This window comes from Acaryochloris marina MBIC11017, from assembly GCF_000018105.1.
In the GTDB taxonomy this organism is placed as follows: domain Bacteria; phylum Cyanobacteriota; class Cyanobacteriia; order Thermosynechococcales; family Thermosynechococcaceae; genus Acaryochloris; species Acaryochloris marina.
Window position 1 is genome coordinate 3,628,820 of sequence record NC_009925.1, and the last position, 12,357, is coordinate 3,641,176.

The 12,357-nt window shown below is 48.2% G+C and carries 12 protein-coding genes; 7 read left to right on the plus strand and 5 right to left on the minus strand.

Annotation, left to right across the window (positions count from 1 at the left end; genetic code table 11):
• The first annotated feature begins 32 nt into the window (after positions 1 to 32).
• A complete protein-coding gene (gene era, locus AM1_RS16215) occupies positions 33 to 980 on the plus strand; it encodes a GTPase Era (RefSeq protein ID WP_012163964.1) in 948 nt (315 codons plus the stop codon).
• 41 nt (positions 981 to 1,021) lie between these two features.
• Here the strand turns inward: era and AM1_RS16220 are convergent, their stop codons facing one another.
• From AM1_RS16220 to AM1_RS16230, 3 genes are all read right to left on the minus strand, one after another.
• Positions 1,022 to 1,270, minus strand: a complete 249-nt coding sequence (locus tag AM1_RS16220; protein ID WP_010473572.1) for a Ycf34 family protein — start codon at positions 1,268 to 1,270, stop codon at positions 1,022 to 1,024.
• A 71-nt stretch (positions 1,271 to 1,341) separates the two neighbouring features.
• Positions 1,342 to 2,616 (minus strand): dihydroorotase, encoded by a 1,275-nt coding sequence (locus tag AM1_RS16225; protein WP_012163965.1) that lies wholly within the window; start codon positions 2,614 to 2,616, stop codon positions 1,342 to 1,344.
• Between the two features lie 50 nt (positions 2,617 to 2,666).
• Positions 2,667 to 3,992, minus strand: coding sequence for a histidine phosphatase family protein (locus AM1_RS16230; protein ID WP_012163966.1), 1,326 nt, complete (start codon positions 3,990 to 3,992; stop codon positions 2,667 to 2,669).
• 255 nt (positions 3,993 to 4,247) lie between these two features.
• Between AM1_RS16230 and AM1_RS16235 the strand changes: the two genes are divergently transcribed.
• Positions 4,248 to 5,882, plus strand: a complete 1,635-nt coding sequence (locus AM1_RS16235) for a CPBP family intramembrane glutamic endopeptidase (protein ID WP_012163967.1) — start codon at positions 4,248 to 4,250, stop codon at positions 5,880 to 5,882.
• Positions 5,883 to 5,919: 37 nt separating this feature from the next.
• Here AM1_RS16235 and AM1_RS16240 read toward each other — a convergent pair whose 3' ends face one another.
• The gene (locus AM1_RS16240; RefSeq protein WP_012163968.1) at positions 5,920 to 6,234 is read right to left on the minus strand and encodes a Mo-dependent nitrogenase C-terminal domain-containing protein; all 315 of its coding nucleotides are present in this window, start codon (positions 6,232 to 6,234) and stop codon (positions 5,920 to 5,922) included.
• A 1,165-nt stretch (positions 6,235 to 7,399) separates the two neighbouring features.
• On the opposite strand from AM1_RS16240, the gene AM1_RS16245 reads away from it, so the two are divergent.
• From AM1_RS16245 to AM1_RS16255, 3 genes are all read left to right on the plus strand, one after another.
• The gene (locus tag AM1_RS16245; RefSeq protein WP_012163969.1) at positions 7,400 to 7,717 is read left to right on the plus strand and encodes a DUF2605 domain-containing protein; all 318 of its coding nucleotides are present in this window, start codon (positions 7,400 to 7,402) and stop codon (positions 7,715 to 7,717) included.
• Between the two features lie 120 nt (positions 7,718 to 7,837).
• The gene (locus tag AM1_RS16250) at positions 7,838 to 8,137 is read left to right on the plus strand and encodes a DUF2973 domain-containing protein (protein WP_010473559.1); all 300 of its coding nucleotides are present in this window, start codon (positions 7,838 to 7,840) and stop codon (positions 8,135 to 8,137) included.
• An 86-nt stretch (positions 8,138 to 8,223) separates the two neighbouring features.
• Positions 8,224 to 9,567 carry a GTPase family protein gene (locus tag AM1_RS16255; RefSeq protein ID WP_012163971.1) on the plus strand — a complete coding sequence of 448 codons (1,344 nt, stop codon included), beginning with the start codon at positions 8,224 to 8,226 and terminating at the stop codon, positions 9,565 to 9,567.
• Between the two features lie 35 nt (positions 9,568 to 9,602).
• Here the strand turns inward: AM1_RS16255 and hisD are convergent, their stop codons facing one another.
• Positions 9,603 to 10,898: a histidinol dehydrogenase gene (gene hisD / locus AM1_RS16260; protein ID WP_012163972.1), complete on the minus strand. Its 1,296-nt coding sequence runs from the start codon at positions 10,896 to 10,898 to the stop codon at positions 9,603 to 9,605.
• A 259-nt stretch (positions 10,899 to 11,157) separates the two neighbouring features.
• Between hisD and rpsT the strand changes: the two genes are divergently transcribed.
• Positions 11,158 to 11,442 carry a 30S ribosomal protein S20 gene (gene rpsT / locus AM1_RS16265; RefSeq protein ID WP_012163973.1) on the plus strand — a complete coding sequence of 95 codons (285 nt, stop codon included), beginning with the start codon at positions 11,158 to 11,160 and terminating at the stop codon, positions 11,440 to 11,442.
• A gap of 85 nt (positions 11,443 to 11,527) precedes the next feature.
• A complete protein-coding gene (locus AM1_RS16270) occupies positions 11,528 to 12,322 on the plus strand; it encodes a TatD family hydrolase (RefSeq protein ID WP_012163974.1) in 795 nt (264 codons plus the stop codon).
• Positions 12,323 to 12,357: the final 35 nt, after the last annotated feature.

Genomic DNA, 12,357 nt, shown 5'->3' on the forward strand with positions numbered 1-12,357 from the left:
ATAGCCTGCAGCTTGAGGAATAAGTCCTAGCTTTGTCTGATCTCTCGTCTTTAACTTCTATCCCCCAAGCCTCTCCTGAGTTTAAGTCAGGCTTTGTTGCCATTGTCGGTCGGCCCAACGTGGGGAAGTCGACGTTGATGAATCAACTGATTGGGCAGAAAATCGCGATTACGTCTCCAGTTGCCCAAACCACCCGCAATCGCCTCCGGGGGATTTTAACTACCCCCACAGCCCAAATGATTTTTGTGGATACTCCTGGTATCCATAAGCCGCATCATCAATTGGGGGAAATCTTAGTCAAGAATGCGCGCATGGCCATCCATGCAGTGGATGTGGTGTTATTTGTGGTGGATTGCTCAGAGCCGTTAGGGGGTGGAGACCGATTTATTGCTCAATTACTGGCCCAAACCAACACGCCCGTTATTTTGGGACTGAATAAGCTTGATATACAGCGGAAAACAGCCCAGCAGGCCTTGACCTTAGACCAAGCCTATAAAGCCCTGGCAAAAGAACACCATTGGCCCGTTTGTAAATTTTCGGCGTTGACGACGGCCAAATTAAAGTCGCTGCAGCGCCAACTGATTGAAAAGCTGGTCCCTGGTCCCTACTATTACCCCCCTGACTTGGTAACCGATCAGCCGGAACGGTTCATTATGGGAGAGTTGATTCGAGAACAGATTTTGCTGCTGACCCGGCAAGAAGTCCCCCATTCCGTGGCCATTGTGATTGAGCGCGTCGATGAATCGCCCAAAATCACCCGCATTTTAGCCACCATTCATGTGGAACGCCCCTCTCAAAAGCAGATTCTTATTGGCAAAAAGGGCAGTATGCTCAAAGCCATTGGCACCGAAGCTCGCCAACAAATTCAAAAACTGATTGCAGGTAAAGTTTATTTGGAGCTGTTTGTTAAGGTGCAACCCAAATGGCGACAGTCCAGAATGCAGTTGGCGGAACTGGGATATCAGGTGGAATCAAATTAGGTCTGTCCGATCAATCTCGTGGATTCCTGTTGAGTGCTGCGCTAGGTGGGCACTAGTTCTCCCGGTCTGAGCCGTGCCCATTTACCTGCATCCTCGGAAAAGCTGGCACATCCGACCACATCCCATTCCATTTCGATCTCTTCCCCACGATTGCGAATATTGACATTAATCGTCGGTTGTTCGGGTTCAAACTTGGGATGATCGGTGAGATGAGGCTGTAGATGCTGGGTTTCTACCGCATGATAGGTGATGCATTGATCAACGAATTGGCAATTGATGCAAATACACATGGTTCACGCCCTCATCGAATTGGCTAGAGGTCCGTCGTCCCAGGATAACCGTCTAGCCCCTTACCGACACTTTAACGGATTTGCGATGGGGGATGCCAGGTTTGTATCACCCGACCTGTCAGGGACTGTCCATACCAGGGGGTATTCTGACTCAGGGATTTTAAGGTGTGGGCGTCAGCGGACCAGGACTGTTGAGGATCAAAGAGCACCATTTCTGCGGGCTGACCCACTTCCACTCTAGGAGGTGCTTGTCCTAAACAGTGGCTAGGAGCAGTACTGAGCCGTTGCCATAGGGTGAGGGGTGACCAGCGCTTGCTGGCGACCAAGGACTGCCACAGTAAGGATAATGCCAGCTCTAAACCAATTGCGCCCGGAGGAGCCGCACTAAAGGCAACGGTTTTTTCTTCATAAGTATAGGCATGGTGATCAATTGCGATCGCATCGATGATGCCCGTTTCTAATCCCTGTATCAAAGCCTGTTGATCTTGGAGATTGCCAACAGGAGGATCTAATCGCCAGTTGACATCATAGGTACTGAGAGACTGGCTATTGCCTAACACATGCATCCAGGTGGTACTGGCTGTGATCGGTAGTCCACGAGCCTTGGCAGCTTGAATTAGTTCGACACTTCGAGCCGTAGACACCCTCATAATATGGACAGGCACCTGAGTTGCAGAGATGATTTCTAACAGGGCAGCCAGGACCGATGTCTCAGCCATGGTGGGGGACTCTGATAGCCCTAATCGCAGGGCATCGAGGCCTTCGCGGATAACGCCACAACCCGCTAAGGCAGGATCGCAAGGCCAAAGGGCGATAGGGTAAGACTCTGCCGCTAGATATTCACAGAGTCGCCGCAGCAAGATGGCGTTCTGAAGCGATCGGCCATCACTAAACCCGACCACCCCAGCCTGAATCAAATCTGCATATTCAACGAGCTGTTTGCCTTCTAGGTTTTGGGTCATGGCCCCCCAAGCTTGGACTTGCAGGGGTAACCCGGGGGGAAGCTGAGCTTGGATCCGGGCTAAACCATCGCCATTATCCAGTGGCGGATGGGTATCGGGGAGAAGGGTGAGGCGCGTGAAACCGCCTGCGATCGCAGATGCAGTCAAAGACGCCAAGGTCTCCCGCGTTTCAAACCCTGGATCATCGGAATGGCTATAGAGATCGACCAGCCCCGGCCCCAAAATCAGCCCTGAGCAATCTCGTTCTTGACTGCCTGAAACCGTGCTGACACCCGGCTCTGAAATCTCTATGATTTTGCCATTGTCAATCAGGACATCAGCCACCCGATCAACTTGTGACGGTGGATCTAACACGCGCACTTGTTTGAGCTGTTCTTGTGTCATACCCGATCCGTCGTGGGTTCTCCTAGATCAAGACTAAAGATGGATGCCGGTTATAGCGCCCCTGCTGCTGTTTGGTCTAAGACGCCGCCTGCTAAATGGGTGGTGATATTCATCGCCTGCAAAATGGGGTGACCGTCCGTATCATAATCGATGACGCTGACGGCGCCATTGCCCTGTTTGAAGCACCAAAAGTGTTCCGGCCCTAACCCGGCAACATGACAGAGCACCACTTTGTTAATGGCATCATGGGCTACCACTAATCCCGTCTGTTCTGTTTTGCCGGTGGCTAAGGCTTGGGCCACAATATCATCCCAAGCAGCAATGGCTCGATCCCAAACCTGTTGCAAATTTTCACCTTCCGGCATTTGCACGGTTTCTGGGGCCGTACGCCACCGATCAAGCTCACCGGGATAGCGGTCTTCAATTTCAGATTCTAAACAGCCTTCCCAGGTCCCATGGCTAATTTCCCAGAGGGGTTCTGAAAGATCGAGCTGCACCTGAGGGTGATTCTGGAGAATTAGTTCTGCGGTTTCTTTGGGGCGAGCCAGAGAGCTGCTGATGGCAAAGTCAATGGGAATTGTTTTGAGGAACTCGGCGGCCTGTTGACCTTGACCACGGCCATTGTCATTCAAGGGCACATCGATTTGTCCCTGAAACTGACCACGACGATTCCATTCCGTTTCGCCATGGCGCACGAGAATAAGGCGTAATCCCCGATAATGCCGCCATAATTTGGGTAATGGCAATCCGAGATGATCCGTTAAGTTCAGGGCTTCAAGCTGCGGCTTTTGATTGAAGCCATCGGGAAAATTGAGAACGCTAATATTGCAGTTGGCTTGTTGGAGCCGTTGATAGCGATCGGGCGTTAATCCAAGGGCGGTGCTGAGCAAAGCCCGGTTAATGCCGCTATGGCCTACTAATAAGATGGTTTGCCCTTCATGTTGAGGCAGCAGTTTTTGCCATAGGGCTTTGGCCTGGTCGTAGAGCGCCGGGACAGGATAAAAGGATTGGGAACCGTCCGGGCCAGATAGCTCCATACAGAGCTTCTCTGGAGCAGAATTCCAACATTGATAATGTTCTGGGAAGTCGGTTTTGACCTGCTCAAAGAGCATGCCTTCCCAAAGGGGCAGGCCAATCTCAATGAGTCCCTCTTCGATCTGAATAGCTGGAGCTGCAGCCAAAGTATCGTGAATCGTGGCAGCTGTTTGTCCAGCTCGCTGCAACGGGCTGCAATAAATGGCATCAAAAGCAATTCCGTTTAAGGCCTCACCCACTCGACGGGCATCAGCTAATCCTTGTTCGGTTAAGGATGATTCATCAAGATGACCTTGGACGCGGCCTTCTACATTAAAGGTGCTTTCACCATGCCGGACCAATATTACGCGAGTAGCCAGGGACTTGACCTCCAGAAGGATAACGGCTGCATCAGGATGGCGCTCACTTGATATTCAGAGTGGTCTAAGCTGAGGCCAGAAAGATTTTAACCTGTGGTGAGGGTTGTTGGTTAGTGAATCCTCATTTCGAGTGCATTGATCGGCGGGAACCGATCAATGAGACAACAAAGATTAGGATAAGAAAGCTGTCGATGGCAAAGACTCCATATCCAACGTGGCGAGGGCAAAGACTTAAATATGGCAAATGATCAAAAAATCCAGCAGCAACAGCGCTATCGCTTAGTCTTAATCATTTTGACCGCGATTGTAACCTTTCTCATTAGCGTGGAACTGATTAGCAGCTGGAGTCAGCCTAAAGCCCAAAGTCAGCTCAATCTCTATCAAAGTGATTTGTTGTTGCAAGCGTCGGAATGGCAGCCGGTCGTTGAGGATGAAGCGCCAACTCAAACCCTCTCTAATCCTCTGTTAGAAGCTGATCCTGTCGCCGCGGCTCTGAAAGCTTACCGTCAGGTCCGCAGTTCGGTGCAAACGGATTTGGAGCGTATGGAGAAAACAGCCTCATCGGATGATGCTACAGCGATGGCTCAACAGCAAAATCGCAGTCAGTTCCGGGATAATTTAGATCTCAGAATTGGCTTACTGCTGGCTCAGTCGGATCAGGTGGAAGATGCGATCGCAACCTGGTCTCCCTTGACCACTTCTCAAACTACCGTCAGTAATGACTCAGCTGCCGCCTCCAGTTTGATGGGCCTATGGAGCGATCCACCTCAACTGCTGCCCAATGCTCAACAATCCATTCAATCTCAGCTGTCCGGCTGGTTTGAAGACCAAGCCTTAGAACGTCTATTTACCTTATCCCAGCGTCAAGACGACCTCACGACTTTACAGATTGACCAGCAAATCACGGCCAGTAATGCATTGGTTCGGGTCGTAACGATCAACGGCCTTACCTTAGTGGGGAACGGGGTAGGGGTAATTATTTTGCTGTTTTGGCTTATCCGATCTTGGCGACAACGAACCTGGGCGTCTAGTTCGACTCCATCCCCACATCCTTTACAGGATTTTCAAACGCCACCCGCTGATGTGGACGTTGAACCGACTGCTGAGGCATCAACCATAGATGAATCGAAGGTCTACTTAGCTCAAACGAGTCTGGCTAACTCAGTCTTGTGGCCTCCTGATCTGATTTGGCAAGTGATGGTGTTATGGTTTATTGCCTTCTTTGCGGTGAGTTTGTCGATTCCTGTATTGATCTATGTCTTAGGGATTAAACCGACTGCTTTAGGTGCTCGCCCCCAAGCCTATTTAGCCTTTTCCAACTATGCCATTCTGGTAGTGGTGGGCTTATCTATCTTGATCTGGTCTTTGAAAGGGTTTCTCTCCACTCCCTTCAAATGGTTTAGAATTCGTTGGCAGGGAAATTGGTTGGTCTGGGGAATGAGCGGTTATTTTGCAGCTCTCCCTCTCGTGATTCTCATTGCCCTGTTGAATCAAAAAATATTAGGTGATCAAGGGGGCGGAAATCCTCTGTTAGAACTGATTATCCAAAGCCATGACCCCGTGACTGCTGGCCTCCTATTCATCATGGTGGCTGTTCTAGCGCCTGTCTTTGAAGAGATTCTATTTCGTGGGTTTTTCTTAACGTCTTTAACTCGATATCTTCCCATGTGGGGGGCAATCGGTATCAGCGGGATTGTATTTGCGATCGCCCATCTCAACTTGGCCGATATCTTGCCGCTGTCTGTCTTAGGTTGTGTTTTGGGATTTGTGTATTCTCGTTCTCGGAATTTGCTGTCTTCGATGTTGTTGCACAGCTTGTGGAACAGTGGTTCGTTCTTGAGTTTACTGATTCTAGGGAGTAGTGCTCGTTAAAGATATGTGATGGTCCATTGAGTAGTGCTTATATCGATTAGCAATACTGAGTAACATCTTCACCACATTCGTCTGCTAAAAAAACTAAAGCTTTAAACCGTAGTTCCACAAACTCATCGTAGGCTGGGTTGAGCTTACACATCGGCGGAATATGAAATAATTCATGCCCGAAAAATACGATATCTCGCTCAAAAGGACATTGCGCAGGAATCAGTTGACAAATTCGATGGGCAACTCGGGGGTTTTCAAGATCAAGGGTCGAGAAATACCAGCGAACGATTTTCTTACAGATCGCTTTAATGGGATTAATGGGTGAAGGGCTAGGTGGGACATTCAGAGCGGTGGATTGCATCGTTTTATCCGATTTAAATAAGGTAGGTAAGTTTAGGAAAGTTGAAATAAAAAGCTTAATAGTTGTTATTTTGGGCTTCGATAGAGAAGTAACAGCCGAAAGCACAAGCGATAACCCAGATGCTTAAAATTTGAGTAATGATAGCTTCTAACATCAGAACGGACTCCTTGCTCTGGGCAGTAGTAGTAGAAGATGGATGCGAACTGCTTGGGGAATTAGCGGTCTGGACTCTTTTGATACTGTTATTATGTTCAACTTGCCCCGAAAATCCTTGAGGATAATCACGGAACTTTCAAAGAAATAAACAGTATTTTTTTGCCGTGAATTGCGTAGATGTTCGCAGAAAGCTTCAGGGTCTCCGTATATTTATGGAACCTGGGTTCTAGAGCTTCATACTTAATTACGTATAGATGGAGAAAAATAAGTAGATTACATCAAGCAATTGCGAATTATGATGCATCAGTTTTGGCTTTGTTCTATTTGATATATCGTGAGATCGATAGGATTTTATGCCAGTTCTCTATTGAATCTCTGCAGACCTTCAGAACGAGTCAATTTGATATAGAGCTTTTTCTAGGGTTGTATTGTGTCCAACGTTGAGTTAGGTCCGAGCATAAGGCGTATTTTGTGATTGCTTAAACTGAAATCTCTTGGCAGAAGAGGTGGGAATAGGACTTGCATGGGTTGCCTTGGTTGCATCAAGGTGCAGCTCTTTCAGAGAAGGCCATTTTTAGAAGCACCATATCTTCTAGTTCTATAGCCGCTAGCAGAAGCACATATTGGGTAAGAGTATTCGACCTAAAAATTCTGAACTCACTGGGCTATCGATAACAGACTTGCTCATGCCCTGTCCTCGGTGTAGCTAGGCATTGATAAAATGACAGCTTAAATATTAGAAAATAATTAAGAATTGAAATCAATGCCTCCCTCTCAGTAATTTTCCTAAGGCTTGAAAAATCAGGGAAACAGACCTAATCCTTGTACTCTATGGAACAAATGACGGGCCAAAGGTTGCTACTGACTAGGTTGTGATTTGGTCCGTCATAAAATGGCGGTTTGGTAAGAGTCGGAAACTGAGAGAAGATTAAATAAAGTTAAAAAACATTGGTAGTATGTAGGAAAAAGAATCAAATATTTATTTTTAATCAATAAAAAATATAGTTCGATGATAAATCCATACTTTCCTGAACCAGACCTGTTCTCGGTCCGTTTAGGGCCACTACTGGGAGACTATCATTACTGGCTTAGTCGCTCTCGTTCCCTATTAGAGTTCGAAAAAATTGATTTTCTTGATACTCAACAGCAATCTGACTTACTAGGACGGGTGCACCAAACCTTGTCAGAAGTGATTGCCGCTCGCAGTTTATTTAAAGCAACATATGGACAAATTGGGATTGAGCTAAATTTGCTGGAAACCTGGCATGATCTAGTGTCTGAGTGTTGGCAGATCATGATCCAGCTTCGTCTAGGGCAGTCAAATTGAGCAAAATGGTTTAAATTTCAAAGAAGACTAGTTCAATATAAATATAATTTCGGCTTGCATTAAAGATGTCAGGCTACGAGCAATCCCTGAAATAATCTTGGCTTGGGAGGGCTATGGATGATGCTTCAGATTCTATATATGATTGCCTTTATCGTGTTAGCGGTATTGGCGGTAGGCAACTTGATCCGTAATGTTTATTCGGTGGGCTTTCTATCCCAGCGCGATTATCACTTGCCCCTTCCTCCTCCTGCTTATCCAGAAGATAAGCCTCAACTAGTCCCCCATCCAGAGCTTCTGGATGAAGCTGGCAACGTGATTGATGAGCCTCTGCTCGTCATGCGTTCCATGAGTGTAGAGGATGCCCGAGAGCAGTTAGATGCCCTTTACAATCAATCACCAGGCTCTAAAGAGGACGTTTAGACCGCTAGGCCCCATTTGCGGCTTGTCCATAATGGTGAGAGTCTGTGCTGACGAGCATCCTCTTTCGTTGTAACCCTTGATATCCAATGGTGGAAAATTCTCAACCGCCAGATCCCTCCTGCCCTCCTCCGTCGACCTCCAAAAAGTTTTGGCAGCAAGGTCCAGCCAAGAAATTTCTCAAAACTGCTCGACACTTATTACAGCCGATCCGGCAAGGTAGCCAATCCTTAAAGCGATACTTTCAGATCGATGAGCAAGAGGTTGCGGCTATCCTAGAGCGGGTAAAAGCAACCTTACCGACCACAGAAGTCATTTTGATTGGTAAGCCTCAATCAGGCAAAAGTTCCATTATCCGGAGTCTAACGGGGGCGACTACAGACATTATTGGTCAAGGATTCCGTCCCCATACCGCCCATACTCAGCAATATGCATATCCCACGGAGGAGCTACCGCTTCTCTATTTCACCGACACGATGGGATTGGGAGAGGCCCAGCCAGATACCCCTGATCCGATGATGGAACTATCGCAGCTTCTCATCCCTGACAGCAATCTGACTGCCGATACACCGTCAGCGAAGGTCATTATTCTCACCATAAAACTGAATGATTTTGCAACGGACTTTCTACAAAATGTGATTGCGCAGCTTCGAGAGCAACATCCTCAAGTTCCCTGCCTGCTAGCGGTCACTTGTGCCCATGAACTCTATCCTCCTCAGGTCGAGAATCATCCCGCTTATCCCCCTAATGAGGTTGAGGTCTCACGAGCGTTTGCCGCGATCCAAAAGCAGTTTGAAGGCATCTGCGATCGCAGCGTCTTGATTGACTTCACTCTGAAAGAAGATGGATTTACTCCCCTGTTCTATGGTTTGGATACCTTTGTAGACCAGTTGGCAGAGCTACTGCCGGAAGCCGAATCGAGACTCCTCCATCAACTCCTAGATGATGCCGGTATCGGGACTGAAATTGGCTCCCTTTATCGGGAAACCAGTCGACGCTATTTGACGACCTTTGCCGCTATGGCGGCGACTTTAGCGGCAGTTCCTCTGCCGTTTGCAACGATGCCAGCTTTAACGGCACTTCAAGTCACGTTAGTCAGTCTCTTAGGGCGACTATATGGCCAATCCCTCAGTTTGTCCCAGGCTGGGGGAGTGATTAGTGCGATCGCAGGTGGTTTTATTGCGCAAGTTGTAGGCCGTGAACTGATCAAGTTTGTGCCTGGCTTTGGTAGTGTGGTTGCTGCGACTTGGGCTGCTGCCTATACCTGGGCCTTAGGAGAAGGGGCTTGTGTCTATTTTGGCGATCTCTTGGGGGGTAAAACGCCTGATCCTCAGCAAATCCAGCAGACGATGCAGCAATCCTTCCAAGAAGCCAAGATCCGGTTTAAGGGAGGGGTGTGGTCGGCAGATCCTCCATCCCCCCCGACAGAATAACCCTTATTCATGGAGACAATGTAGACCCGGTTCTCTTACTCAGACTGTTTGGATCGAATGCGCAGGGAGAGTGATTGTGCGGTTTCCTCCTCTAGCTGGACGAGGGTATCTAAGTGTTGAGCCGAGTGGGATAAAGCGTTGGCCGAATATTGGATTAAATGAGTTTGCTTCATAAAGGTCTCGACTCCAGGGCCAGAGCTATAACGTGCTGTTCCTGCAGTCGGTAGATTGGGATTGGCACCTACCAGCAACTGACCTGCTGAGGGAGGCGTGTGAGACCCCATGAGAATGGAGCCAGCATGGCGAATATGCTCCACTAAACGCCAAGGATCATGAAGGGCAAGGGAAACCTGAGCGGGGGCCATCCCATTGACGAGGGACGTCGCGTTTTGTATATCGTCTACAGTAATGACTAAGCCATAGTGGGCGATCGCTTTTTCCGTCAATATCCCATAGCCGGATAAGGTCTGATTCACTTCCAAGACGACCTTGGTTGCCAGGGTTGTATCTGAGGTGATTAAAATAGCTGCTGCAAGGGGGTCGGATTCAGCGTGTGCTAGTAGGTCCGCAGCAATATACGAAGGATTGGCGGTATGATCTGCCAGAATAACCAGTTCTGAAGGTCCGGTTAGAGCATCGAGGCCTACAGAGCCATACACTAATTTCTTCGCCAGGGTGACGTAGATATTTCCACTACCGGCAATAACATCTACCGCAGGAATCGTGGCCGTCCCATAGGCCAAAGCTGCAATGCCTTGGGCACCTCCCACCCGGTAAATCGCTTCGATGCCAGCTTCCTGGGCTGCGACTAGTACGGCAGGATGCATCTGTTGTTCCGGACTGGGTGGCGTCAACATCACAATGTTGGGGACACCAGCGACAACGGCAGGAATCGCATTTAAAAGGATTTGACTAGGAGAAATGTTTTGAGTCCCTCGGATATAAAGACCTACCCGATCCACGGGGGTGTAGCGTTGACCCACCACGACTTGGTGATCACCAAAGTGAACCTGACTTTGACGGCGTTGCTTGAGGTGAAAGGCTTTAATCTGCTGGGAATAAGACCGAATAGCGTCCAATCGCTCTTGAGGAATCTGCTGATATGCCGCATCTAGTTCGGCACCGCTCACTTTGAGCTGGTCTAGGCTTAAAGTGAGATGGTCGAACTCAGCGGTATATTGAAGCAGGGCTAAGTCACCTTGGCGTTGGACCGATGCTAGGATTTCTCGAACGGTCGATTCTTTGTGAAGAAGAGAGTCATCCTGAGTGCGATCGCAAATCCGTCTCAGTTCTGCAATTGCCTCCGTTTGCTGGGTAATGGTTCGGAGCATGACTCTGAAATGCCTATCTGCAACCGCCAGGGAAAGGATGCCATTCTCTGCAAATGTAACGCATTTATAGAGGCGGCGGGGAACAAGGGGCTACTCATGCCATCTGGTTAAAGTCGCCCCAGGAGTTGGCTAACGGTATACTTTACTCCTGTCCTCAGCTTAACTCGAAAATTTATAAAGGACCTATTGACAATTGGTGCTACAATATCCCTTTGGGTAATTAATCGTTCCATATTGGAAGTCTGCTGAGCAACTAAACGTGGCCAATATCAAATCTGCAAAAAAACGAATTCTGATCGCTGAACGGAATCGTTTGCAAAACAAAGCTTACAAATCAGCGATCAAAACTTTCACTAAGCGGTTTCAAGCAGCGGTGGATGACTACAAAAGTAATCCCTCTGATGATCAGCTTGCTGCGATACAGAATGAAATGTCCGTGACTTACAGCAAAATTGATAAGGCTGTAAAGGTCGGGGTTTTCCATCGAAATACAGGCGCTCGGAAGAAAGCCGGTTTAGCTCGGATCCTTAAAGCAGCGACTTGAGGTTGGGCACCGTTTTTCCTGAAATCTAGATATAGCTGATTTTTACTCTAGATTCTGTCTCCACCGCTTTGGACATTGCTTCTTCATGCAACTCATAGACACTCATGTTCATTTGAACTTTGATGTTTTTCAGCCTGATCTCGACCAGATAGCTCAGCGTTGGCGTGATCATCACATTGTGAGGTTAGTCCATTCTTGCGTTGAGCCATCGGAGTTTGAACAAATCCAAAGCCTGTCCCAGCGATTTTCTGAACTCTATTATGCAGTAGGTGTCCATCCTCTAGATGTCGATAAATGGACTGCAGAAGCAGAAGCTCAGATACGCTCGATGGCTACATCTGATTCTAAAGTGGTGGCCATCGGTGAAACCGGTTTAGATTTCTTCAAAGCCAATAACTGCGATCATCAAGAGCAAGTCTTTTGGACCCATCTCCAGATGGCTCAGCAACTGCAGCTCCCAGTGATTATTCACTGCCGAGAAGCGGCAACCACAATGGTGGAGTTGCTCGAAAAATTTTGGGAAATGCACGGGCCCGTGAAGGGAGTGATGCATTGCTGGAGCGGCACCCCGGAAGAGACGCAACAGTTCCTAGCGTTGGGATTCTATGTCAGTTTTAGCGGTATCGTCACCTTCAAAAATGCGACCCAAGTTCATGAGTCCGCCCGTCTTGTGCCTTGCGATCGCATTCTCGTAGAAACAGATTGTCCTTTTCTGGCGCCTGTTCCTGTGCGAGGTAAACGTCGTAATGAACCTGCAAACGTAAGATATGTCGCCCAGCAGGTGGCGGATTTGCGAGGCGTCTCTTTAGAAGAATTAGCAGCTACAACGACTCAAAATGCCTGTCGATTATTCCAGTTGTCTTTACCCGTTCAATCTTAAAAAAGATTGATTTTCGATACAAACGTACCCTAAAA